This window comes from Lewinella cohaerens DSM 23179 (assembly GCF_000379805.1).
Lineage (GTDB): Bacteria > Bacteroidota > Bacteroidia > Chitinophagales > Saprospiraceae > Lewinella > Lewinella cohaerens.
Map to the genome: position 1 here is coordinate 62,778 of NZ_KB903540.1, position 26,167 is coordinate 88,944.

20 protein-coding genes and 1 tRNA gene are annotated in these 26,167 nt (G+C 45.1%); 13 read left to right on the plus strand and 8 right to left on the minus strand.

Annotated features, from left to right (window positions below; genetic code table 11):
• Positions 1-172: 172 nt before the first annotated feature.
• Positions 173-1,195 (minus strand): CotH family protein, encoded by a 1,023-nt coding sequence (locus tag A3EU_RS0110040; protein ID WP_156825720.1) that lies wholly within the window; start codon positions 1,193-1,195, stop codon positions 173-175.
• A gap of 603 nt (positions 1,196-1,798) precedes the next feature.
• Between A3EU_RS0110040 and A3EU_RS32675 the strand changes: the two genes are divergently transcribed.
• On the plus strand, positions 1,799-2,914 hold the full coding sequence (locus A3EU_RS32675) for a sensor histidine kinase (protein WP_020536029.1): 1,116 nt from the start codon (positions 1,799-1,801) through the stop codon (positions 2,912-2,914).
• Entirely contained in the window at positions 2,911-3,675 is a 765-nt protein-coding gene (locus A3EU_RS0110055; RefSeq protein WP_020536030.1) for a LytR/AlgR family response regulator transcription factor, read from the plus strand. Before A3EU_RS32675 ends, A3EU_RS0110055 begins: the two co-directional genes overlap by 4 nt.
• Positions 3,676-3,780: 105 nt before the next feature.
• Here A3EU_RS0110055 and A3EU_RS29995 read toward each other — a convergent pair whose 3' ends face one another.
• Positions 3,781-7,068, minus strand: a complete 3,288-nt coding sequence (locus A3EU_RS29995) for a UvrD-helicase domain-containing protein (protein WP_020536031.1) — start codon at positions 7,066-7,068, stop codon at positions 3,781-3,783.
• 116 nt (positions 7,069-7,184) lie between these two features.
• On the opposite strand from A3EU_RS29995, the gene A3EU_RS0110065 reads away from it, so the two are divergent.
• The 6 genes from A3EU_RS0110065 to A3EU_RS30000 all read left to right on the plus strand — a co-directional run bounded on the left by A3EU_RS0110065 (position 7,185) and on the right by A3EU_RS30000 (position 11,143).
• The gene (locus A3EU_RS0110065) at positions 7,185-7,634 is read left to right on the plus strand and encodes a TPM domain-containing protein (RefSeq protein ID WP_044085675.1); all 450 of its coding nucleotides are present in this window, start codon (positions 7,185-7,187) and stop codon (positions 7,632-7,634) included.
• A 98-nt stretch (positions 7,635-7,732) separates the two neighbouring features.
• Complete coding sequence (locus A3EU_RS0110070) at positions 7,733-8,575, plus strand: TPM domain-containing protein (RefSeq protein WP_020536033.1); 843 nt, start codon at positions 7,733-7,735, stop codon at positions 8,573-8,575.
• 44 nt (positions 8,576-8,619) lie between these two features.
• Positions 8,620-8,949, plus strand: coding sequence for a TfoX/Sxy family protein (locus A3EU_RS0110075; RefSeq protein WP_020536034.1), 330 nt, complete (start codon positions 8,620-8,622; stop codon positions 8,947-8,949).
• Between the two features lie 10 nt (positions 8,950-8,959).
• Positions 8,960-9,331, plus strand: a complete 372-nt coding sequence (locus tag A3EU_RS0110080) for a nuclear transport factor 2 family protein (RefSeq protein ID WP_020536035.1) — start codon at positions 8,960-8,962, stop codon at positions 9,329-9,331.
• 51 nt (positions 9,332-9,382) lie between these two features.
• Positions 9,383-10,684, plus strand: a complete 1,302-nt coding sequence (locus A3EU_RS0110085; RefSeq protein ID WP_169433338.1) for a M43 family zinc metalloprotease — start codon at positions 9,383-9,385, stop codon at positions 10,682-10,684.
• 33 nt (positions 10,685-10,717) lie between these two features.
• Positions 10,718-11,143 (plus strand): VOC family protein, encoded by a 426-nt coding sequence (locus A3EU_RS30000; protein ID WP_245569348.1) that lies wholly within the window; start codon positions 10,718-10,720, stop codon positions 11,141-11,143.
• A 13-nt stretch (positions 11,144-11,156) separates the two neighbouring features.
• Here A3EU_RS30000 and A3EU_RS0110095 read toward each other — a convergent pair whose 3' ends face one another.
• Together A3EU_RS0110095 and dprA are read right to left on the minus strand one after the other, a co-directional pair.
• Positions 11,157-12,314 carry an alkaline phosphatase gene (locus A3EU_RS0110095; protein ID WP_245569349.1) on the minus strand — a complete coding sequence of 386 codons (1,158 nt, stop codon included), beginning with the start codon at positions 12,312-12,314 and terminating at the stop codon, positions 11,157-11,159.
• A 42-nt stretch (positions 12,315-12,356) separates the two neighbouring features.
• A complete protein-coding gene (gene dprA, locus A3EU_RS0110100; protein WP_020536039.1) occupies positions 12,357-13,454 on the minus strand; it encodes a DNA-processing protein DprA in 1,098 nt (365 codons plus the stop codon).
• Between the two features lie 148 nt (positions 13,455-13,602).
• Here dprA and A3EU_RS32680 point away from each other — a divergent pair, with 148 nt between their 5' ends.
• Positions 13,603-14,139 (plus strand): SH3 domain-containing protein, encoded by a 537-nt coding sequence (locus tag A3EU_RS32680; RefSeq protein WP_020536040.1) that lies wholly within the window; start codon positions 13,603-13,605, stop codon positions 14,137-14,139.
• On the opposite strand, the gene A3EU_RS32685 is transcribed toward A3EU_RS32680, so the two are convergent.
• Positions 14,136-14,882, minus strand: a complete 747-nt coding sequence (locus A3EU_RS32685) for a glucosaminidase domain-containing protein (RefSeq protein WP_156825721.1) — start codon at positions 14,880-14,882, stop codon at positions 14,136-14,138. The two genes, A3EU_RS32680 and A3EU_RS32685, sit on opposite strands and share 4 nt — an antisense overlap.
• A 173-nt stretch (positions 14,883-15,055) precedes the next feature.
• Here A3EU_RS32685 and purD point away from each other — a divergent pair, with 173 nt between their 5' ends.
• Complete coding sequence (gene purD, locus A3EU_RS0110115; protein WP_020536042.1) at positions 15,056-16,324, plus strand: phosphoribosylamine--glycine ligase; 1,269 nt, start codon at positions 15,056-15,058, stop codon at positions 16,322-16,324.
• 71 nt (positions 16,325-16,395) lie between these two features.
• Here purD and A3EU_RS0110120 read toward each other — a convergent pair.
• The 3 genes from A3EU_RS0110120 to A3EU_RS0110130 all read right to left on the minus strand — a co-directional run bounded on the left by A3EU_RS0110120 (position 16,396) and on the right by A3EU_RS0110130 (position 18,116).
• Positions 16,396-16,479, minus strand: a tRNA-Leu gene (locus A3EU_RS0110120).
• Between the two features lie 113 nt (positions 16,480-16,592).
• Positions 16,593-17,354 (minus strand): ABC transporter ATP-binding protein, encoded by a 762-nt coding sequence (locus A3EU_RS0110125; protein WP_020536043.1) that lies wholly within the window; start codon positions 17,352-17,354, stop codon positions 16,593-16,595.
• Positions 17,355-17,369: 15 nt separating this feature from the next.
• On the minus strand, positions 17,370-18,116 hold the full coding sequence (locus A3EU_RS0110130) for an MlaE family ABC transporter permease (RefSeq protein ID WP_020536044.1): 747 nt from the start codon (positions 18,114-18,116) through the stop codon (positions 17,370-17,372).
• A 201-nt stretch (positions 18,117-18,317) separates the two neighbouring features.
• Here A3EU_RS0110130 and A3EU_RS0110135 point away from each other — a divergent pair, with 201 nt between their 5' ends.
• From A3EU_RS0110135 to A3EU_RS35485, 3 genes are all read left to right on the plus strand, one after another.
• A complete protein-coding gene (locus tag A3EU_RS0110135; RefSeq protein ID WP_020536045.1) occupies positions 18,318-19,031 on the plus strand; it encodes an SDR family oxidoreductase in 714 nt (237 codons plus the stop codon).
• Between the two features lie 20 nt (positions 19,032-19,051).
• Positions 19,052-19,747, plus strand: coding sequence for an SDR family oxidoreductase (locus tag A3EU_RS0110140; protein WP_020536046.1), 696 nt, complete (start codon positions 19,052-19,054; stop codon positions 19,745-19,747).
• A gap of 4,612 nt (positions 19,748-24,359) precedes the next feature.
• Entirely contained in the window at positions 24,360-26,156 is a 1,797-nt protein-coding gene (locus A3EU_RS35485) for a T9SS type B sorting domain-containing protein (RefSeq protein ID WP_425412674.1), read from the plus strand.
• Positions 26,157-26,167 lie beyond the last annotated feature (11 nt).

Sequence of the window (26,167 nt, forward strand, 5' to 3'; positions counted from 1 at the left end):
TTGGAATGGTACAAGCAGGAATCGTTTTTTTTGTTGAATCCGGATTTTTTTTAGCGCTACCGCACCTCTTGTCCTATGCTACTATCCCCGGCACCCAATCATAAAAATGTAGAAAGGGTAAAAGGCGCAATGTCCTTCTACCCTTTCTTTTAGTCAATTATCATTACATCTATTACACGCCTGCCATAAAACTACCGTCTTGTAAGCTGTCGTAAAAATCACCTAGATATTTAGTGACTTGTCGCTTGCTGGATTTACTCAAATGAGGGTAGTTGTCTACCAACTGCATTACCGCTGTTTCTTTGGATAAGAACTGCTGAACAGTCGTATCAAGCGTATTGCTACTTGCCGCAAATTCCCATATCCACATTCTTTGCTTTATGTGGCTTTGATCAAGATTGGGGTTAGGTATGGCATATTCTGCATCTACCAAGCCAGAAAAGTCAAAATCGTAAGGAACAATTTTAAACTGTCCTCCAGCTTGCTGCTGTACATGCTTTACATTGCGAGGAATTTTCACGTTATAATCCGCGTTGCCTATCATGTACTGGAACAAAGCGACCTGCTCAAGGTTGCCAGGCACGTACTTTTCTTGAGACAAGTTAAAACATTCATCACATTCTTCACCTCCCAAGGCCTGCGCCATTTCGTCAGTATCTTCGATCAGAATACCAAAGCGTTCTACAGATTCGCCAGTCTTGGCATTACGGTAAGTTACTTGAACAAGCTGGGTGCGAAAACCTTCCCCAGTAATCAGACGGTACATATCATAGGCCAATTGCTCACGTAAAACGTTGTCGGCATTATCAAAGTTATCAGAACAGTGCGTTACTAACTTAAACTTGTTGTGGCGCTGTAAGCCAGCTGCTTCCAACATGTCTTTAGATAACTTCAACTTAAGAGGCGGAAAATCACATACCCGGCGACGGTAACGACCGCGAACTTTAACTTTAGCATCCCAATTTTCGCCCTGATGAGAAAATGTAGCCGGGAAGTAATCTTCCGAACGCTTCATGTCTGGAAGCCCATCAATATCGAAAGTTAAAGTAAAACGAGTGATGTCGTTAGGGGTAGCCAGGCGGTCAAAAAAACTTTGTTGACCTTTGACAGTAGCAGTTGTTTCGGGTGCAGCAGACATAAACAGTCCACCTAACAGTACAAGCAGTACTGCTGGATACAGGAATCGGGCTTTCATAATTTCAGTCGGGTTAAGAAGTGCTTCTAACACTTCCTTTTTATAATCGGGTTCAAACAATAGACGAGGTCATTCCCTCATTGGTTGCAACAAAGATGCATGTAATTGCCCCTTACCCCCAATAATTTTACCTGAACTGCTCAAAATATGCGACGAATACCACCAAATTGGGAGTGAATGGAATTGCCTTTCGATGAACGACCCTTTTTCTCGGATGAAGCTCAGAGAACTTTATATACCGCCGGCAATAAGCAAAAAAAAGCAAGCGACACGTATTATATATACGGTCGCTTGCCTGGTTTTAGTAAAGTTGGCTAAAAACCAAGGGGATAAAGTAAAGTATTCTTCCCCAAAAACAGTCTTAGATAAATTTGTCAGGTGATTTCCGGCTTTTGCCACTTATACATATACATTCAGAATACACTTGATTTCTCACCAAACATAAAACTTTTGCTTAAAGGACAGGGACCGATGCTGTGAACAAGGAAGTGCTTGCAGCCAAATGAAGCCGGAGCGCAGCGATAAAATAGTCCACCTTTACTAATTCCCGTAATTTTGGGGTAATTTGTAAGAAACCGTTCATAATTAAGTGCAATAACTATTTTGGCCAAAACACCAAAACATCAACCAGCTGAAGCTTGGTCGGGCAAACCCCTCCTCATTGGTATAGGTATTATGTATGCCTTTATCCAATTGACAACACTTACCCGTGTTTATGCGCTCAATTATTTGGATAATTTAAATAGTCCAAGTAGCGAAATAATCCGCGACCGCCTCATCGCTACCATTGTAGGGCTCACCTTTATTTACCTTATCGTTACCATTTCACGGTATTTCCTAAGAAGAAACTGGCCAGGGTTCCGCATCATTGTGGCACACATGCTGATGGTCGTACCCATTACTTTTTGCTGGTATTTTGTCTTTGGCCGGGTAGCCCTATGGTTTTGTCAGGTATTTCAGGATTGCGAACAAAACGTGGACGACCTGGTCTACGGTTACCTCCTCAATGCAAATACTCTGACAATGGTGTATTTGCTAGCCGTAGCCGTGACCTACACCTATTATTATGTACGCAGGGATAACGAAAACCAGTTGCAACAATCAAAAATGGAAACCAAAGTGCTACAAGCACGCATGAAAATGCTGCGTTCCCAGTTGCACCCACACTTTCTTTTCAATACCCTCAATAGCGTAAACAGCCTGATGGATATTGATGTAAAAAAGGCCCAAGTGATGATTGTTGACTTGGCTGATTTGTTACGAAAAGTATTAGACTGGAAAGACACCCAAAAAGTGACCCTCAAAGATGAATTGTCTTTACTACAGCGCTATGTAGACATTGAAAAAATGCGATTCAGCGAAGACCTTAGTGTAGACTGGGAGATTGACGAAACCGTAACCGATGTAAAAGTACCAGGATTATTATTACAACCATTGGTAGAAAACGCTATTCATCACGGGTTCTCTTCGGATCACCTGGAGTTAAAAATAAAAATTGCAGCATCCCGTGAAAACGGCCATCTGATCTTAAGGGTTAGCGATGACGGACAAGGTTTTTTGGAAGAAGAAAAAGAGGCCATTTTCGAACAAGGAACGGGTTTGCAAAATACCCGTGAACGCCTGCGTACCATGTACGACAAAGATTTTCGCTTCGATGTATACAATACCCATCCTGGCGTAATCAGTGAAGTGGCAATACCAATAAGAAAAAAAGAATGACACGAACATTAATCATTGATGACGAAGCACTAGCCCGCCAACGGGTACGCAAGCTATTGGAAACACGTAGTGATGTTGAAATAATGCAAGAGTGCCGCAACGGTAAAGAAGCTATCCAGGCTATTACAGAACACCAGCCAGACCTCATCTTCTTGGATATTCAGATGAAAGATATGACGGGGTTTGACGTCCTGCAGTCCTTACCTGAAAACAGCTGGCCATTGACCATCTTCATAACCGCATACGACAAATACGCCATTCAAGCCTTCGATATATTCGCTTTTGATTATTTACTCAAGCCTTTTAAGAATGAGCGCTTCTATCTTTCTCTTGATAAAGCGATTCAACAATTGCAACAGGAAGAGGAGCAAGAGCAGCGAGTAGATCAGTTAAAAGAATTGGTTAATTACCTACAAAAGCAGCAGGAAAAACCTGAGCCGATGGCCTTGAAACAAGGTAGTAAAATCAGCTTGGTACAACTAGAAGACATTCGCTACATCGAAGCTTCCGGCTACTACATAGAAGTGTATACCAGCGAGAGCAAGCGCCTGCTACTACGCGAATCTATGACCAATATGCTGGAGCAACTGGGCAAGCCCAACTTCATCCGTATTCACCGATCTACCATTATTAATACAGATTTTCTTTCCGAAATCCAACACACCGGTGCCGGAGATGTCGTCACAAAGATGAAAGATGGAAAGACTTTTCGGGTGAGTAAGTCGTATAAGGAGGCGCTTTTTAAGCGGCTGAAGTTATAGGATCTTAAAGATGTACAACTGAGTGCTGCGGTAGCAGTGACTTATCGTTGGTAAGGATTCTTAAATTCGTCTAATCCCAGGCTTTCTAAATAACACTATTGCTATTTAGGAAGCCTGCCTCTCCTGCAAAATTTCCACCACTTCTCCTTTCCCTACAAAATGTACCCAATATTGATCGACTTTTCCTTTGCCACTGGCTTCCCAGGCCAGCCCGGCAGCCAACAACTGGTGGCCCGTGTCCAAGGCTGGCCGTTGGTGGTCTCCTCCCGTGAAGGGATTGTACTGAATAAAAACCCGTTGTGTTGGCGTTTCGATGACCAAACCCACCGTCGTACGAAAGGTGCGCCCCTCCTTCGACCAGTGAATAGTCTGGCTGGAAAAACACTCAAATAAAGGTGGGAACTGCTGTTCCAGCCAGGCTTCCCATGCCGCGGCTTGCTCTACCAACTGTTCTGTATCGAAAGTGTCCGGTAAACCAAAACGAAGACTAAGCTCACGAGCCAGCAAGCGACGCTGACTACTTTCCTTGAGGTAAGCGCTCGCTTTGAGAAAGTGTTCCTGGACTTTCACCAGCACCTCGGGCCTGATTTCCTCCTCTTGCAGCGAGGCAAAATAGGTATAGTTATCTCCACAAGTTGTATTTGTGCCGAGCGGAGCGAGTATCTCAACGGCTTCCATTACAGCAAGAGGGTGTTCTTGTTCCCCAAAAACCGGCGGCATAAAACGGGAAGCCTTATACTTTGATTCCGCCACAGGAAACTGGCGGGGATAGGTCTGCGCACGGATGGTTTTATCCAAAAAACGCCCCTTCCACTCCCAAGGCGTGTCAGAGGTAGTGGCATCCAGGGCAGGAATAGATTCATCGCCTTTACTCCACACCCGATTGAGCCACTTGCTCGATCGGCCTTCCTGAGTCGGGTAAATGAGGTAGTCCCGTGCGCGGGTCAGCCCCACATACATCAGACGTGCTTCTTCGGCCAAAGCCTGCGCTGTTTTGTTTTTTTGTGCTTCACTCGTACTCAATGCTTCCAGGAGTGGGGTTCGTGCTGATTGATCGGCGTAAGGGTTCACCCAGTAGCGAAGCCAACGGCCTTTCAATACTTGTGTCAAATCTACCGTTTCCTGTTCAGCTACCAGATCTACACCCCATAGATCAGCTCGGAGATTTTGCTCTAGATTATGACAGATGACGACGGGCCATTCAAGACCTTTACTACGGTGGTAAGTAAGTACATTGACTGCTTGCGGATCTTCTCCTGCACCCTGGAGGTCTGTTTCATCCGCAGAAAGCTGGTTAAGCCACAAAAGAAAACCACTAAGGCTGGCAGCGGTATGGGTATTGTTGCAGTTGTTTTCGTATTCCAGAGCCAGTTTGCGCAGTTGGTCAACATTAGCGAGGCGCTGCTCGCTGTTTCCCCAAACAACAATGCAGCGGCGCAGGTCCAACTCTTCCAATACCTGATGGAGGGTCTCGGCCCCGGAGGCTTCAGCCAGCTCCGGACGAAGCTTGTCTAATTTTTTAATATAACCGTTCTCCTCAGCCCAGTTGGGGCGCTTGTAATAAGGAATTTCCTTATGTTTTTCCAAATACTCAAGCCGATCCTCTACGATCTCTTCCAACGGTAGGCGGGCAGCTAATACCTGAATTTCAGCAACAGAAAGCGAGTCGTCTGCATGTAGAATGTACTTCAAACAAGCAAGCACCAAGCGAATTTCGGCAGTAGCCAACAAACCCGCCCGAGCGATAGCCGCTTTTAAGCCTGCCCGATGTAAAGATTCTGCTACCGTAGCACAATCACGATTACTACGGCAAAGAATGGCTACATCTCCGGGCTGGGCCGGACGAAAACCTTTGGTTCCTTTGGGCTGAATGATGACTTTACTCGCGAGCCATTCTTGCAAGGTCCGCGCGATACATTCTTCTATCCACGGTTTACCTGGTGCGCGGCGACCCTCCTCTGGTGAAAAATGCCAATGGATGATAGCATCTTCCATCTCCGCAGGTTCGGCGGGGCTATTTTCGTTTCCTGCGGGTATCCGTACCGCTTCCAGCGCGACCTGTTCAGGAGGCGTTGGCTCAAAAGCTTGGCAGAAGATAGCGTTCACCATGTCTACCAAATCAGCACGTGAACGCCAGGATTTGATCTGTATATTTTCTTGTTTGATTCCTCCTGCGGCATCAATGATCGCAGCCATCAGCCGGGGTTCTGCTCCCCGGAAGCCATAGATCGACTGCTTGGGATCACCCACCCATACGGAGTGTTTAGCCAACTGCGATAACTTTAGAAAAATTTCCAATTGGATGGGGTTGGTATCCTGAAATTCGTCTACCATTAAGAGGTCCAATTCGGCACGAAGAACATCTCGCACCTGTTCATTATTCAAGAGTCTACTGACTAATACTTCCATATCAGTATAGTCAATTAGGCCGCGCCGTTTTTTGTACTCGTCGTATTCCTGAAGCGCCGATACTGCGGTATCGAAAAGCCCAGCAATAAATTGGCGGATGTCTTGCTGAAAAGCGGGTAATTCCTGGTGTGTCCAGGCAAAAGTTTGCAGAGGTTCTACTATTTCGCGGCTTTTGGCTCCCACACCCAGCTTCCCGATAGTAGCCCACTGGTGCCAATAGAGATAGCCTCGCAGTTGTATTTCCCGGCGGAAGTTACGCAGTCGATCTTTAGCGGTACTGGTCACTTTAGTGGTGTCTTCGCCGTTGTCTAATGCGTAGATGGTATCCTCTAGCGATTCTGCGAGTTGCTTGTGAGCCTCTTCTTTAGTCGTTGTTCCAGCGGCAGGGAGGAATTCAGCAAAAGAAGCCCAAGAGAGGTCCCGACTTTTTTGCAAATCGGTGATCGAGAAATCATTGGCACGTGCGACGTCCACCAGCTGACGAACCTCTTTACGCCAATCAAAGAAGCCTGTTCGTTTGGTGAGCCCCAAGCGATCAGAAAGTTCGTCCATCTCTTCGATCAGTTCCAACTGGAGGGTAGCAGCCAAAGCTTGATTGAACATTTGTTGCTGCTCGCCGTCGGGGAGAATATCTACTTGCGGAGAAACACCAGCTTCAAAGGCAAAGCGCTTGAGTAATTTCACACCCAAGCCATGAACCGTGCCAATCAAAGCATTGGTGAGCTCGTCGGCTTCTTTGGTCAGGCCACTACTGAGCAGCTTGACGCGCACCCGTTCCTGCAGTTCAGCAGCAGCTTTACGAGTAAAGGTCGTAGCTATAATTCCGCTAGGCTGGGCATGACCACCTTGTAGTAGGGCGACCATTTCCTGGGTTAGGCGATATGTTTTTCCACTGCCGGCACCTGCCGAGATGATTTTGAGCTGCTCGAGATTCATGCCTGTAAAAGTAGTATCTTTGAAACAGCACAAAAATAAATTTTCCATTCGTTTTTGTAATAATTGACTAAGCCTTACATTTCAAGCGTGTCGGTTATTGCAAAAAACTCAGAGAATGGAAAATTGATTTTTTGCGCAATACTTTACAATCTGACCTTATAACTATGATTAAATTCTTTAAGCCCGAAGAAGAAACCTTGATTATTGCGGCCATCCGCCGGGCGGAGATGCAGACTTCCGGAGAAATCCGAGTACACCTGGAGGAAAATCCCCGCAAGGAAGCTTTGGAAGAAGCCAAGCGCACTTTCTTTCGACTAGGTATGCACAAAACACAAGATCGCAATGGCGTGCTTATTTTATTAGCCCCCGAGCAAAAGCAATTTGCGATCATTGGTGACGAAGGCATTGACAAGGTTGTCGAAGGTGATTTTTGGGAAAGCGAACGCGATCTGCTGGCAGGTTACTTTAAAAAGGGTGCTTTTTGTGCCGGGCTTGTCGCAGCTATCAATCTCATTGGGGAGAAACTAAAAGCCTATTTCCCTTACGAAAAAGAGGATAAAAACGAGCTATCAGATGATATTTCCTATGGAAATAACGACGAGCATTTAGGCTAAGACAACCAAAGGCTTGTCGAAAACATTTGATAAGTAGACTTCTTTGAGATAAGTTACTATCGTATAATTTATCGTCCATAGAATAGGATCATATAAAAGTGAAAGAGATCAAACAGTTATTCCAAATTCGTTTTTTGTTACTTCTCGCAGGGGTATTACTACTAGTACCTTCCCTTACGGGGCAAAAGCAGGTACCAGAACCCACTCAGTACCTGATTAATGATTATGCAGGGTTGCTCAATCGTTCGCAGGTCGTTGCCTTGGGGGATAAACTGCGCGACTACGTAGGAGAAACTTCTACACAGATCGTCATTGTCACCGAAGAATCGCTGGAAGGAGACGATTCTTTTCAGTATGCTCAGCGATTGGCAACCAAATGGGGCATTGGCGGAGCAGGAAATGACAACGGTATTCTCATCTATGTTTCAAAACAAGACCGCCAGGTGCGAATTCAAACCGGTCAAGGCACAGAGGGCTTCCTACCAGATATCACGGCTAAAAGAATCATTGAAAATATTATTGTTCCGGCTTTTCGTTCCGGAAATTACTACCAAGGCTTGGATCGGGCTACCGACGCTATCATGGACCTGGGGCGTGGCGAGTATGAAGGAGATGGTTTCAGTAGCAACAATAAAGAGAGTGTCCCAGGTTGGATCATCATTGTATTCCTAATCCTCCTGATCGTGGTAATCTCTTGGCTTACGCACAATGATGACGATGATGACGATGGCGGTTATTATCGTGGCGGTCGTTATGATATGCCAGAGCGGCGGCATCGTCGTCGCGGACGTACAATTATCTTTCCCGGAGGAGGAGGTTGGTCACGTGGTGGTGGCGGAGGCAGTAGTGGCGGTGGTGGTTTTGGCGGCTTCGGTGGCGGCGGCTTCGGCGGTTTTGGCGGCGGTAGCTTCGGCGGCGGTGGTGCTGGCGGAAGTTGGTAAACCAACAAATATTAGAAGGGAAGTAATTCAGAGAAATAAAGTACATGGCCGTCAATCCAACATACGTTACCTATGTAGAAGAACAACTCTCAGAATTCGGCACAGTGGAGTTAAAGAAAATGTTTGGAGGTATTGGCATCTTTCACGAAGGGCTAATGTTTGGTATGATTGGAAGTGATATCTTTCGACTCAAAGTAGACGAACACAACCAAGCCGACTTTGAAAACCTAGGGGTGCAGCCATATGCTTCAAAAACGAAGAAAAAAGGAATGCCCTACTGGGAAGTTCCTGCTGAAATATTAGAAGACTGTACACTTCTAGCTGTATGGGCAAAAAAATCTTTTGCTGCTGCTCAACGTTCTGCAAAAAAATAAACTCATACCAATGTTGACCAACAAAGAAAATGCAATTGCCTTTTACAAAATGGCATACGAAGGTAACCCTCGCAAAGCAGTGGAGCTTTACGTCGGGGCGGAATACATCCAGCACAATCCACTGGTAGGTAATGGGCCTGAACCTTTTATTTCCTACTTTGAAAAAATGCAGGCGGAGTATCCTGACAAATCAATTGAATTTGTACGTGCCATCAGTGAAGGAGACTTGGTGGCTCTGCACACGCACCAGGTTTGGCCAGGAAATGACGAGTACGTAACCATGGACTTTTTTCGATTTGATACTCAAGGGAAAATCGTTGAACATTGGGATGCTATGCAACAAATTCCAGACGAAAGCCTGAATGGCAATACAATGTATTAGTGGTTCAAGCAGTTGAATTTGATGGGGCATAATTGTTTTCAGATATACACCATGATGATACATTTCAACATAAAGTGGGTGGCTTTAATCCTTCCGATGATTATTTTGGGAATCTTTACCTGTTCTCCTAAGCTAGAATCTCGCTTACTTTCAGCCGAAGAAATGGGCATTCTGCCCACCGCTTTTGACGCTACTCCTCAAAATCGACGAGTAGATCCCCGCGATCCTTGTACCAGCCAGGATAATTACATCATAGACACCACCCGCTTGGAGGATTATCCTATGCAGTATATCCGGATAAACATCCACTGGATGAACAGTGAAGACGGGCAGCAGAATGTTCCCGAACAGGAAGCGAAAGCACACACGCGAAGGATTGTAGACGCGATGAATTATGCGTTGGAAAACAACAAGAAAATGTTCCTGCCCATCGGTAATACTACGCCGGTGCATCCCATCAATTTTCGCTATGTGCTTACCGGTAGACCAGGTGATCCGGAGGATGATGGCATCTACTATCATTATGACGATTCTCTTTACTACTACGTACATTTTCGTAAAAAAGATTCCAACTTGTACGACCGTACCGTATTTGACAAATACGGTGTGCAACTGGATACGGTCCTCAATTTTTTCATGATGCCACATCAGCCCGATAGTGTGGCTTCGCCTACTTATCAGGCTGACAACGTAGGTGTAGCGCTGCGAAACGCGCTAAAAGTTGCGGCTCCCTGGAAAGAAGACTTTGCCCGTGATCCTAAAAACACGCACTGGCGCTACCGGGGTGTGATCAACCACGAGGTGGGGCATATTTTGGGTATTAGCCACGCCTGGAGCCGTGGGGATGGGTGCGACGATACGCCGGTACACCCTAATCGCTGTTATAGTACGGGCTCTGGGCCAGGCTGTGATACGCTGGCATCCAATAATGTGATGGATTACAATTCGCTCCAATTGGCGTGGACACCTTGCCAAATAGCGAAAGTGAATCGCCGATTTGCAAACTCCCGATACCTGCAAAGGCAATTCCTAGAACCTCGTTGGTGTACCCGGAACCCTGAGATGGATATGACGATCCGGGACGAGGTCGATTGGCCCAGCATGCATGATCTTCACGGGAATCTGACGATTGCTACTGGGGCACGGTTGACTATCCGCTGCCGAGTATCGATCCCAGCGGATGGATTGGTGACCATTCAGCCCGGCGGCGAGCTCATTATTGATGGTGGTTATCTCCACCAAGACTGTGGGGGTACCTGGCAAGGGATTCGCGTAGAAAAGAACGGCCAACAAGAAGGTACTTTGACGTTGGTTAACGGAGGAGAGGTTCTTGATGTAGAAACCAGTCGCTAAGCTTGACTTTAGCCAAGCTTAGCAAAAACAAAAATGATGGCAAAAGGAAGAATTACCGGCATTGGTGGCGTCTTTTTTCAGTGCGACGATCCCAATAAAATGCGAGAATGGTATGCTGAAAACTTCGGTTTAACAACCGATGAATACGGAGCCTTGTTTGAATTCCGCAAAGCTACGGATCCTGATAAGGTTGCTTACCTCCAATGGTCAACCATGTCACGAAATTCCGATCATTTCAAACCATCGAAAAGCCCATTTATGATCAACTACCGGGTCGAAAACATCGAAGCCCTGGTGGAGCAACTCCAAGCCTCTGGCCACGAGATGCTAGATGAAATCGCCGTATATGATTACGGAAAATTCGTTCATTTGCTTGACCCTGAAGGCAATAAGATAGAACTATGGGAGCCCGTAGATCGGGTTTTCACGGAGTATTCTCAAGGGCGGGCCAATAAGTAGCAGGCCTTCCTTACTACTCCGTTGGTTTATTCATAAAACCAAAAGCATCTCTCATTTTGTAGTAGATTTCGGTATTCTCGTAGATACCATTGAACAGCTCTGAACCAGGGCCGTAAGCAAATACAGGAATAAGTGCCGCTGTATGGTAATCACTGGTAAATGCCCCGATAATACTGTCATGGGTGGATCCTGGATTGATGGCATACCCCCCGGTTTCATGATCGGCAGTAACAATCACGAGTGTGTTTCCGTCCTTGGCAGCGAAATCCAATACTGCTCCAATCGTATTATCAAAGTCAATCATCTCGGTAATGATGTACTGAGAATTATTGGCATGACCACCCCAGTCGATCTGCGCTCCTTCGATCATTAGAAAAAAGCCAGCGTCTTTGATATGCTTATCCAAGAAGTCACAAGCCATAACACTAGCGGGCTTCAGGTAGGTGCGTCCTTGTTCCACCGTTAGGGGGTCACTATCAGCCGTGAGGTACGCAAAATTTGTTTGGTAATTTACATTGACTTTATCCAATGATTGCTCGAAATAATGACTCACCTGATAGCCTTTGGCTTTGAATTCAGTAAGTAAATCTCGCTCATCGTCTCTGCGGTCAAAGTATTTCTTCCCTCCTCCAATAAACAAGTCTATATCTGTTTTAAGAAAATCAGCTGCAATGGCTTCATAGTAGCTACGCTGCGCCTGATGTGCGATGAAAGAAGCAGGTGTAGCATGTACAATGGTAGAGGTAGAAACCATCCCCGTAGCGAGGCCATTGGCTTCAGCTTCTTCAAGTATAGTATAAAGTGCTGTAGAATCATTGTCAACCCCTATCGCACCATTATACGTTTTCTGACCTGCGCTGAAAGCTGTCGCCCCTGCAGCTGAATCTGTTATCAGGTTGTCTGAACTGTAGGATTTATGCAAGCCAATAACGGGAAACCTTTCCAAGTTCAACATATTGCCATTGCTATACATACCAGCGGTTATTTGGGTAAGGCCCATACCATCGCCAATCATTAAAATAATATTAGTGGGCCGTTGGGCCGGACTAAGTTTAGGGCTCCTACTAACCGTAGTTGTAGGTGTTCTCGTGTTAGTAGTTGTTTTCGAAGACTCGCAGGCACTCCCCAGGCAACAAACTGCAGTCAGAAAAGCAATACTCCATTTAAGCATGTTCAATAATTTTAGTTGATAAAGAAATGTCAAACGAAGCTTTTATCTTATCAACATGTAGCGTTTACCGGGCAAGGTGCGTATCAATCCTTTACATTCTATTTCCAATAAAACGGTGGCCAAAGTGCCTGCTGGTAACTGGGAATCAATGCTTAAGCGATCGATAGCTAGATTTTCATGTTCCTTTAGCAAAGCTACGACTAATTTTTCATCTTCACTTAAGGTTTCAAAGAGTTGAAGCTGTTCTGCAGGAGGTTTGTTGTGTGCATCCCAGCGCATGACATAACCTATATCGCTAGCGGATTCCAGGAGAGCAGCTTTATGGGTTTTGATGAGCCAATTGCAGCCAGCTGAGGTCTTATCATGTAAACGACCAGGGACTGCAAATACATCACGATTAAAACTATTGGCGTATTCCACTGTGATGATGGAGCCTCCTTTACGGGCTGTTTCTACGACAATGAGCGCGTCGCAAAGGCCAGCTACAATCCTATTTCGCATTGGAAAATGGCGGGGATCAGCTTTGGTTGTAAAGGGATATTCCGTGAGTAAGCCACCGTTTTCAAGCATAGCCTGAGCCACTTTTTTATGGCGAGCAGGATAAAGGTGCTGTAAACCATGCCCTAATACACCTATTGTGGGTAGCTGGTACTGGAGGGCTGCACGATGCGCCGCAATATCAATGCCATAGGCAAGCCCTGAAATGATCATAGGCTGATAAGGAGCCAACTCTTCCACCAACCTTTCTACTTGAATCAGGCCTTGAGTAGANGGTTGCCGAGTGCCAATAATACCGACCGTGCGTAAATTATTAAATGGGCAACTCCCTTTGTAGTACAAAAGAATTGGAGCCTGATCTATCCGGCGGAGTCGTTCCGGGTAATCAGGGTCTTTGATAAACAAGGGTGTAATATGGTAGCGTTCAATCCAATGCAACTGCCGCTCAGCCAGTCGAAGTGCTTCACCCTGGCAAATACTCCGGGCGATCGTTTCTGTGATGCCCGAAAATGCAGCCAACTCGCGTGGACGGGCCTCGAAAATAGACCTTGCATCACCAAAATGAGAAAGTAATAGACGTGCGGTAATAGGACCTACCCCCTCAATGAGGGAAAGTGCTACTTGATAAAGTAGATTTTCCATAAATGTTGATCAATGGCCGGAAATGGGGTAGAAAACCTATGAAAAAGATGAATTACCGCTGATAATCCCTTTCGGCGCGTTTTATTAATGCATAAAATTACTAATTTTGGTATAAATAATAATCGTTTAAGTACTAAATGTTGGTAAAATGGCCCAAGAAAAAGCTCCGCGTCTGGTAAAAGCACAGTTCATTTTGTTCGGTGTGCTCTTATTGATCTTCTTTGTATGGGCCAGCCGCAGCTGCAACCGAAGTACAGCAGAAGCCGAAACAGAACAAATCACCAACGAGGCTACCGCTCGGGCAGACAGCCTGGCAGCTTTATTGGAAGCTACCCAGACGAATACTCCACCACCGCCACCGGCAGATAACAGCGTTCAACGTGATACCCTGCGTGGCGGGCAGATGCAATTGATTCGGGAAAGAGTCACTCCTCTTTATGTTACCATCGAGAACTTGGCCATGCGCAAAGGGCCAGGTCTTAATTTTGAGATCCTCAGCCGGCTAAAGCTATACGAGGAGGTTAAGTTCCTTAATGAAGTTACCCTCACGCGAGACTCCATCAAGCTGGGCACCATCACTGCTGTTGAGCCCTGGGTGAAAATCCGTAATGAGAAAGGTCGCGACGGCTGGGTATACGGTGCCGGTGTCGAATACTACAAGTATAAGTTTGAGGGATTAGACTAAGCATCAAACCGTCCCAATTGAAACTTATCGATGAGCTCCAAAAGTTGCTCTGCCAGCCTTTTAGTGGTATTGACAGGGCTTTGCTCCAAGGCTTTAGCCCAAGTTCGGTAGGGTTTTCCAGACAACTGGCGCAAACTGGCGTGCTGACCAGTTGTATAGAATAAACTGTGGTCTCGGAAACTCATCCACGCATTGTCATAACGACGCAAACATTCTCCTTTCTCACCATCTTGGGTTTGGCCCTGCCAATCATCGGTGCAGGGTAGACAGAAGTAATTATTCCCCTTACCCACCAAAGGATTAAGTCCGGCCTGGCTATACAATAGACTATGAGCAAGCGTAATACTGGCAGGGATACCAAATTTTTCCTGCTCGGCTTCTGCTACATGAGAAAAGCGTTGAATAAACTCATCGACTTGTGTTTCTTCTATTCGATTTAGTCGTAGAATTAAGTATTTGGAATCATCTGTTCCCCAAGAAGGAAGAAAGTTAAACCGATTGGTCGCTTGGGGCTGAATTTCACCATTATCGGTAAGTGTTTCCTTTCTTACTTGACGACGACTTTGGTACTCCTCCAGTGGCTGAGTAGCAGGGTTTTCAGGAGCCTGGATGTTAATATTAAAAGACAAGTCTTTACTGAGTACCGCATAAAGCGCGAGGAAGACGAGCCCTATTTTAAACCAATGTTGGCTCAGTACAGGCCATAGCCTGCCCAGCACGAACGAACGTGTTTCATTTTTCATGGCTGATTTCTTTTGAATACTGGTCACAGAAAAATGCTGGACCTCAAAGTAATAATGCAAATTTAAACCAAATTGTTTTAAAAAGAAACATTTTACAAGGTTTTTGTTTTTTGCACAACAACTATCTTCGCACAAATGCACTGCGCAAAAAATAAAAAATACCAAGCAACAGTATGCGAATTCTACTTTTGGGTAATGGCGGCCGCGAACACGCCTTCGCCTGGAAACTAAGCCAAAGCCCAGCTTGCCAAGCCTTATTTATTGCTCCAGGTAATGCCGGGACAAAGCAACATGGCATTAACCTCGCAATCAATCCAAATGATTTCCCCGCAGTCAAGGCTGCCGTATTGGAAAACCAAGTCGATCTGGTCATCTGCGGCCCTGAGGAACCTCTTGTTCGAGGAATTCAGGATTATTTTGCTGCTGATACTGATTTGAAGGAGGTCCTATTTATGGGGCCAAGCCAAGCAGGTGCGCAGCTAGAGGGCAGTAAGGCTTTTGCCAAAGCCTTTATGGATGATCAGGATATTCCTACGGCTGCCTATCGGGAATTCACCGTTGACCAACTGGAAGATGGATTGAATTACCTCACTGAGCAACCCGCTCCTTATGTTCTAAAAGCAGATGGCTTAGCCGCGGGCAAGGGGGTATTGATTCTCGATGATGTTATGGAAGCCCAGGCAGAACTTCGAGCTATGCTGGAAGGGAAGTTTGGAGAAGCATCAGCAACTGTTGTTGTCGAGGAGTTCCTTTCCGGAATAGAATTTTCTGTATTTGTTTTCACCGATGGCAAAGACTACAAGGTCTTGCCGGTCGCAAAGGATTATAAGCGTATTGGTGCTGGAGATACGGGACTTAACACAGGAGGCATGGGCTCTGTTTCACATCCTCCTTTTGTTGATGAAGAGATGATGCAGAAAGTTGAAGACCGAATCATCAAGCCTACCATCGAAGGCTTACAACAACAGCAATTAGGCTACCGTGGCGTTGTTTTCATTGGCCTCATCAGTGTAGAAGACGAACCTTTCGTTATTGAATACAACTGCCGGATGGGCGACCNGGAAACCCAATCGGTATTCCCACGCTTAAAGACTGACCTTGTAGAATTATGCCGTGCTACTGCTGCCGGAGAGTTGGGGAAAGTAGCTATCGAGATCGACGAACGTTCTGTTGCTTCTGTTATTCTAGTTTCTGGTGGTTACCCCGGCAGTTACGAAAAAGGCAAAGCTATCACAGGATTGGAGAAGGTAGAAGGAAGCCTTGTATTCCAAGCAGGTGTTCGTGAGGAATCCGGACAGTTATTGACCAACGGTGGCCGTGTTTTAGCAGTAACGTCTTATGGAGAAACGTTCCAAGATGCCCTAGAGACTTCTTTAGCGAATGCAGCCAAGATTGAGTTTGACGGTGTTTACTATAGAAAGGACATTGGATTTGACCTTTAATTAAAGCGCAGTGTTACTGCAAAGAAAAAGCGGCGCTCAACTGAAGTTGAACGCCGCTTTTATTATTGGTGTGCCCAGAACAGGACTTGAACCTGCATGCCCTTGCGAGCACCAGCCCCTCAAGCTGGCGTGTCTACCAATTTCACCACCTGGGCAATTGTATTCTGATGAAGAAACTTCTTTCTTCTTCCAAAAGTTTCGCAAAGATAGGAAAAGCGCTGATTTTACAAATAATGATGCAAAAAAAATAAAGACAAAAAAAACGATACTATTTCCCCAAAGCACGAGCCCGTAAACGTTGTAGGAACGGACTGGCAAAAATAAAGTCCTGTAGGTATTCATTATCACTTTCCAATACGTCTTCCTTACTACCTCTCCAGGTTATTTCTCCTTTATACAAAAGGATAATATTATCACCAACCTCCATCACAGAGTTCATATCGTGCGTATTGATGACTGTAGTAATATTTTTTTCGACGGTAATGTCTTTGATCAACTCATCAATAACGATTGAGGTTTTAGGATCAAGGCCAGAGTTTGGCTCATCGCAAAAGAGGTACTTAGGGTCAAGGACGATAGCCCTGGCGATACCTACTCGTTTTTGCATCCCACCACTCGTCTCAGAGGGATATTTCTTATTGGCTCCCTCCAGGCTCACACGCTCTAAGCAACTATTGACTTGCATCAATTTTTCTTTTGCCGTCATGTTGGTAAACATATCAAGCGGGAAGCGCACATTTTCTTCTACCGTCATGGAATCAAACAATGCAGAAGCCTGAAAAAGCATCCCCACTTCCATACGAATAGCACGTACTGCCTTTTTATCCAGAGAGAAAAAGTCTGTATCGCCATACCAAACACAACCATCCGTAGGTTTGTGTAGGCCAACCAAAAGTTTCAGAAGTACAGTTTTACCTGCTCCTGAGCGGCCAATAATAAGGTTGGTCTTTCCTGGGTAAAACTCCGTAGTGATCCCTTTTAAAACGGTAGTATCACCAAACGCCTTGATTAAGTTTTCAGTTCTGATCATTTTTTGAGGAGCTTATTAGGTGAAAACTACGGCAATCAGGTAGTCAAATAGAAGGATAAGGATATCACTGAACACCACAGCATTGGTACTTGCGCGGCCAAGTTCGATACTGCCACCCTTTACATAATAGCCCTGATAACAAGGAACAGAAGTAAGAATAAAGGCAAAGACGAAAGACTTGATAAACATCAAGGTGATATTGTACGGAATAAAGTAGGAACGTACGCCCAATTCATATTCAGAATGCGAGATTAAGCCTACTGGCACCGTAGCTAAATACCCACCAAGAATACTTACAAAAGCGGCAATAGCCACCAGCATAGGGATCATAATTAAGGCACCAATTATTTTGGGCATAATCAGATACGCGGCGGTATTCACGCCCATGATCTCCATTGCATCAATATGTTCCTTTTGACGCATCCCCCCAATTTCGGCAGCAAGGTTCGACCCGACCTTGCCAGCTAATACCAAACAGGTAATAGTAGGTGCCAATTCAATGATGGTAGTATCTCTAACAATGTATCCAATGTAGTAACGAGGCACAAAACTATCCTGCAACTGATAAGCGAATTGTATAGCTGTTACTGCACCAATAAAAACGGCGATGAGTACTACAATCACCAATGAGCCCACGCCGATATCATTCATCTGACGCATCGTCTCTCGATAGTACATGGAGGCTTTCTCAGGGCGGGCAATAGCTGTTCCTAACAACTGGAAGTACCTACCAACGTGAGCTAAAAAACGATTAATAATCATGCTGAAATTTCGAGGGTCTGTTTTAAGCGGAACGGTAAAATTAGGTAAAAGCAAGCAGATAGGCAGCAGAAATCATCATGGTTTCAGCTTTTAACCCTTTGCAATCACGTTTAATAAGCGGTACTTGCCTATTTTTGTTCCACTCCTCTCAACAACATTGTTGAAGCAGAGGTTGTACTTCGCTAACAAAAAGTCAAATAATTGTCAACAAAAAGTACGCCCCAGCAGGTAATTGCCATCAGTGGGGGCAGCAGGGGTATTGGCTTGGCCATCGCAAAACGTTTTGCTGAAAATGGCTGGCAAGTTGCCATTGCGGCTCGCTCAGCAGCAGCCCTGATCCAATTACAAGACGAATGGAAAACCAATGATTGGCTCCCCCTGCTGACGTTTGCAGGCAACCTCAGCTTGGCCAAAGACTGCCAAGCTTGGGGAGCATATCTTAAAGAATATTGTTCACAGCTTGATGCGCTGGTACATAATTTGGGAATTTTTGCGCCCGGTACACTCTTAGAAGGGCCTGACGACCAACTAGAACACTTTCTTGCCACCAACGTACTGAGTGCTCACCGCATCACTCGCGCCTGCTTACCATTGTTGAAAAAACCAGCACTCGCAAATATCCTCACCATTGGATCTGTAGCCTCTACGGACTGGCCAACAGATCTTGCAGCCTACGCTTTGAGTAAACAGACCCTGGAAGCCTGGCACCGTCAACTGCGTAAGGAACTTGCGGAAACAAACATTCGCACATCCCTCCTTAGACCTGGAGCGACCTTTACCAGCTCGTGGGATGGTATAGCTATCGATCCAAATTTACTATTAGACGCAGATAGAGTAGCCGCTCTAGCGGCACAGTTAATTCTTTTGCCACCCAATGAAATTTTGGAGGAGGTATGCCTCCGGCCAAGAAGTTGATTTTTTTATAAAAACCTGCTATGAACTATCTCGTTACTGGCGCCAGCCAAGGAATAGGCTTTGCTACTGCCCTAGCGTTGGCTAGCCAGCCCAATGATCAAATCTTCGCTTTAAGTCGTAATTCTAAAGGCTTGGCGCTACTTGTTGATACTGCCCGAGATCAATACGGTCACGCTAATGTGGAGGTGATGGCTGCGGACCTTGGAAATGTTGACGTTGCCGATATTGCAGAATGGATCAAACCTTTTGGTTATTTGCATGGACTGGTCAACAATGCCGGGCTTTTGCTAAAAGCATCCTTCCTCGATTCAACAGCAGCAACTTGGCAGCAGACGTTTGATGTTAATTTCTTTGCAGTCGTGCGCTTGTTACAAGGACTTTACCCCATTATGAAAAGTACCCACATCCTTAACATAGGAAGTATGGGCGGCTATCAGGGAAGTTCAAAATTCCCTGGATTAATTGCATACAGTGCAAGCAAGGCTGCTCTGGCAAACTTAACGGAATGCTTGGCAGAAGAATGGAAATCCAATAATATTCGATGTAACTGTCTGGCACCTGGTGCCGTACAAACAGAAATGCTTGCAACTGCTTTTCCTGGCTTTGAAGCTCCAGTAAGTAGTGAAAAGATGGGAGAAATGGTCGCTTGGTTTTTAAGAGAAGGTCACCATTTTTTTAACGGGAAGGTATTACCTGTATCTGTAAGTACACCCTAAGGTCAATATCCATTAGGGGCAAAAAAAATCGCCCAAAGTAAAGTACTTAAGGCGATCAACTTTTCATGTGATATTCCGCTTGAAGTCGTTCTACGTGAGAACAGATCATGATAGTAGTCATGACATTGGTGTTTGTAGGTTAAGCACAATATTGTTACAGACTGAATACAGAACAAATATATATTTATTAATTATACATATATGTGTCAGTTATTTGTATTTGTGACATAGATAAAATAAACATCACTTTAACTACTAGCTGAATTTAATTATATTTATCCGAATACCCTCTGAGTATCAACCGTCACGAAAAAAACAACTACATGGCAGGTTATCAATGATTAATGGGTAATATAAAGTTTGCATGTTTTTATATTCCTTGAAAAATGTAACCAAGGCCTGTTTTACTCGTTTAATATTCTATTGAAATTAAATGTCACAACACTATAAATGGCCAAAGACTATAGAGGCAGAATTAAACATCACCCTTTTCGCCACCGGGTGTGTCTCGCATATTTCTTTTATAAGAGAAATATCCTCAGGCAGCAAAAATTAAACATAACCAATCTATATATTTGCAAGGTAAAACGGATGGGAATCTACCTTAGACCCGAATTTTCCCTTTAGCTCTTTCCCCAATATAAAGTGAACCAACAAAATGAAACCTGCATTTAGGCAACAGCCTAGGTGCTTATTACACTGTTGTTTCTCTAAATCAAAGAAATAAACAGAGCGTGATTAAAGGTGAAATCATTGATAACAAATGATGCCCCCTTTGAGAAAACTATTTTTCACACAGGAATAATCGAGAAAAATGAGAAGACTTTTACTGTTTTTGTTTGCATGCCTGGGAGTAAATGCAGCTTATGCACAACTGGAGATTGAAGAGTGTATGGATCAAACACAAATTACATTGGCCAGTTTTTGCGACGATGCCTGTGTAATTTGTGACATCGACGGCTATAGTGGTACCAATTCGCTTCCTGGTTTGGGTGAAGCTCCTCCGGGATTCTGTGCTGGCCAATTGCACAATACTCAATGGGTCGGTTTTGTAGCCAACTCTACGAGCCTCACACTAGCCATCTCTGTTTTTAATTGTACAGTAGACCAAGATGGCAATGGTACTAATGAAGGCTTGCAAATTGGTATTTACAATACAACCGACTGTGCCAACTTTAACTTAGTCAGTAATTGTGATGACCAGGTATTTGATAATACTACTCAAAACTTCACGGCTAACGGCCTCACTGTTGGTGGAATTTACTTCGTCGTTTTGGATGGTGCTTTTGGTGATGTATGTGACTTTACGATTGATGTTACCAATGGTAGTACTACTGCTCCTGATGTAGACCAGGACGTTCCAAACATCAACTCCGACCTGACCGTTTGCCAAGGTGGAGTATTAGATGTAGACGTAGACGATGTCTTTGGTGCTGGAGCTTATATATGGTCTCTCGATGGAGATCAAGTAGCCACAGATCAACAATCTTCCATCCAGTTCCCTACAGACCTTGGCATCTACACCCTGTGTGTGTTTCCCTACNATCCATGTAGTGAAGGCGTAGAAGGCTGTGTCGACATTGAGGTTGTACCTCCGGTGCCAGAACAATTAGATGCTATCATCTGTGAAGGTGAAGAATACAGCCTTGCTGGCGAAGACTATACCGAGGCTGATGTTTATGATATTGTACTTACAGTTAATGGCGACTGTGATCGGATCATTGAGCTTACCCTTGATGTCATCCCGATAGCCGAAACTTTTCTTGAAGAAGAAATATGTGTGAACGACTTCTTTATGGTGGGCAACGAGGAATTCTCTGAAGAAGGCTCCTACGAGGTCTTATTACAATCGCCAGCAACCGGCTGTGACTCGGTTGTGTACCTCGACCTTACGGTCATTGGTACGGAAGAAACGACACTATTGGTCGAATCCATCTGTGAAGGAGATAGCTACGCCATTGGCGGCGACCAACTAACCACAGGAGGCAGCTACTTTTACGAACTAACAGATGAAGTAGGATGTGACTCTTTAGTCGATCTTTTCCTCGAAGTATTTCCACGCCCTAGCAGCCTCACCAGTGCGACGATATGTACTGGCGAAAGTTACCTCTTTAATGGTACCAATTATACCGCAGCAGGAAATTACCAGGACGTCTTTTCCCTACCAAGCGGATGTGATAGTGTCGCCAATCTCGCGTTGACGGTGGTCTCTAGTGTTTCACAAACGCTTAACGAAACCATTTGTGACGGGGAGTCCTTCACCGTCGGAACAAGTAACTTCTCAACAACGGGTAATTACGCTGTACCATTGGTTGCAGATAACGGTTGCGATTCTATCGTCAATCTTAACCTCACTGTTTTAGGTGTCATCATCGAAGATGGTGCAGCTTCTATCTGTGACGGCGAAACCTACACCGTCGATGGCAATGACTTCACTACAAGTGGTACTTACGATTTGCCATATACCGCTTCTAATGGCTGTGACAGTATTTTCCGTCTAACGCTTACCGTATTACCAGTGTTTACACAAACGCTCAACCCTAATATTTGTGCTGGGGAGATCTTTAGCTTTGGGGGGAATGATTATTCCACTACAGACACTTATGTTGTCACTTTACCTGCATCTAACGGCTGTGATTCTATTACAACCATTAATTTGACCGTTTCCGATCAAATTACCAGTACTGAAAATATCGTGCTTTGCGACGGAGAATCGATCATGGTCGATGGAATGACCCTTGACGCAACTGGCACCTTTGATTTCACTTTTACCTCTGCTGGTGGTTGTGACAGTTTGGCAACGATTAACCTCACGGTAGGCGATCCAATAGTCACTAACCTAGACGAGACCATTTGCCAAGGAGTATCTTATACCGTAGGGACGGAAACCTTTGACATGACAGGAATGTACACTGTTGTGCTCACAGCCGCCGATGGTTGTGACTCTACGGTCAACCTTAATTTAACCGTAACAGACCCGCCCGTTAGCCTCACAGAGATTACTATTTGCGAAGGAGAGTCGTACAACTTCAATGGTCAGGTATTTACGAACCCAGGTAGCTATACTAGTGCTCTTGTTACTCCCTTGGGATGTGATAGTATTGCAAATTTGGATCTGACGGTCACTGCCATCATTGAAACCTTTATCACGCCTACCATCTGTACAGGGACAAGCTTTGAAATTGGTGGCGATGAACTTACCGTTGCAGGTGATTACACCTACACTTTCCCGTCTGCGGCTGGTTGTGACTCCGTCGTATCGGTAACTCTACTGGTTGAGGATGCCATTTACAACATACTCGATGAGACCATCTGTGAAGGAGAATCTTATACCGTAGGAGGAAACAATTATACCTTAACCGGGGATTACGAAGATGCCTTTATTACCCTTGAAGGGTGTGATAGTATTGTTCAGCTTAGTCTTACGGTTATACCTACCGTATTTAGCAGTATTACCACCCGCATCTGTGCCGGCGAGGTATTCAATGCTGGAGGAACGGATTACGACCAAACAGGTATTTATACCACCACAATAGATGCTGCATCTGGTTGTGATTCGGTCATTACCCTGAATTTGACCGTTGTTGATATTCCTGATACACCTGTTAATGCTTCTATCTGTGACAGTGGATCTTATACAGTCGGGGACAGTACCTTTACGGTAGCCGGACAATACATGGTAGACCTATTGTCTGTAGATGGTTGTGACAGTACGATTATTCTTGACCTGTTTGTCACTGATTTCTATGAGACTAACCTCAGTATTAATCGCTGTGAGGGAGAATCTTATACTGTAGGCACCGACACCTATACCATGACCGGGATGTATCAAAACACCTTCACCTCACAAGATGGTTGTGATTCCGTTGTCAACCTTAACCTTACTGTTAATCCTATCTTGCGGGATACGCTTTTTGAAGAACTTTGTCAAGGAGAAAGCTTCTCTATTGCCGGAGTACCTTATAGTACAACGGGAGAGCATATTGAAACCATCGCCTCTCAGGTAACTGGTTGTGATTCGGTTATTACGCTTTTCCTAACGGTGCATCCCAATGAAAATGTCACCATTTCGGAAACGATTTGTGATGGGGAGTTTGTCATGGTTGGGGATAGTACCTATACCACGACAGGTAGTTTTTTCACTCCACTTACGACAACAGAGGGTTGTGATTCTATTGTAACACTCAACCTGAATGTCATTCCGATACCGGAAACGCCATTAACGGAAGTTATCTGTGATGGTGAATCCATCACCGTAGGCACTAATACCTATACGACTACAGGACAATATACAGACGTACTCACCTCCGTTGTGAGCGGTTGTGACTCTATCGTCTACCTTGATCTCACGGTGAATCCGCTATTAGAGACCCAATTGACCGAAGTAATTTGTGAAGGGGAAGTATTTAACATCGGTGGTGTAGATTACAGTACAACAGGTATTCACCAGGAGCTTATTTCTTCTGTTGTAACGGGCTGTGACTCTACTATCATCCTAGACCTTACAGTAAACCCCGTCTTCGACCAGATGATCAGCGAAACCATCTGTGATGGAGAGTCGGTGATGGTTGGCGACAGCACCTATACGACGACAGGAACCTGGCCTACGCTCATGAATACCGTAGACGGATGTGATTCACTTGTAACGCTGGAATTGACCGTATTACCTATATTGAGTACCGACTTGTCGGAGACACTCTGTGCTGGTGAAACTTACACCGTAGGTTCATCTACCTATGACGTGACAGGAACCTATACGGATGTTCTCACCTCTTCTTTCGGTTGTGATTCTATTGTGACCTTAGACCTTACGGTTTTGGCTCCAATTGAAACCTTCCTAACAGAGGAAATTTGTGATGACACCGACTATACTGTTGGAACAGAGGTCTTTACAACTACTGGAGATTATACTGTTGTGTTGACTTCGCCAAGTACAGGATGTGACAGTACCGTTTATTTGGCGCTTACCGTTAATCAGACCTTTGTCACTACCCTCAACGAGGATATTTGTCTCAACGATGTCTTCACTGTAGGTGGTGTTGATTATGACCAGACAGGAACCTTTCAAGCTGATTTAACTACTGTAGATGGTTGTGACAGTACCGTCATTCTAAATCTAGTAGTTGCGCCCTGTACGCTTATTTATGAAACCAGCTTTACGGATAATGATTGTAATGGCGGTGAAAATGGTTCTGCTAGCTTTACCATGACCATTGGTACACCTCCTTATTCTTATACCTGGAATGCGATCGCTGGTCCACAAACTGGCACAGGTACTATTGATGACAATGATGTAACTGTGGAAATCCCCGGATTACCTGCAGGTGCATATCAGATTGAAGTGACGGATGCCAATGATGTTTTTGCAACACTAAACATCAACGTAGGTCAACCTACAGCGATGTCATTACAACTGGAAGCAAGTAGTTTTGGTATTTACGAACTCAGTTGCCCTGGTGCTGCCGATGGTAGCCTTACTGCATCAGTAACCGGAGGTACACCGCCATACAGTTATACCTGGAGTAATGGTGCTACAACGGAAACAGCCAGCGACCTAGCTGCTGGTGCTTACGATTTGGTTGTGACCGACGCCAATGGCTGTACAATTACCTCCAGTGACGTACTGGAAGCTCCTGCACCATTAGCCGCGAGCCTAATTGTAGAATCCCCTCCTTGTTTCGATGATCTCGGAGGGATCGTGAGTGTACCGCTGGTAGAGGGAGGCAATGGCCCATACCTCTATTCCATTGATGGAGCAGCTTATACTACAGCCTCTTTCTTTGGCAATGTGAGTATCGGTGAGCACCTTGTGAGCGTACAGGATATCAATGGCTGTACTTACGAAACGGTTGCTACTGTTGAGCAAGCGCCAGAACTGACAGTAAGCATTCAAGTGGATGATGATGACTTGGCTTATGGCGAAAGCACGGAGTTGTTTGCACAAACTTCTTACCCCGTAGTAACTTACGAGTGGTCTGGAGGTCCTATTGAAGATTGTGCCGATTGTGCTACTCCATTTATCAAGCCTTTAGAATCTGTTGCTTACGCAGTAACGGTTACCGATGAAAATGGCTGTACCGCCACGGATCGGTTGAATGTGTATGTTCGAAAAGATCGCGGTGTATATATCCCTAATGCCTTCTCACCAGATGATGATGGCACCAACGATATATTCATGATCTATACCGATAGCGATGTGGTAGAAATCAAGTCTTTCTATGTTTTCAACCGCTGGGGAGAATCCATGTACGAAGGCTTTGGCTTTTTACCTAACAGTCCTGGCCAAGGTTGGGATGGTCGCCACCGTGGAGAAATGCTTAACGCTGGTGTATACATTTACGTGGCAGAAATCCTCTTCTCAGACGGAGAAACCTTGATCTACAAAGGAGACGTGGTGCTCATGCGCTAAGCGCAATTACG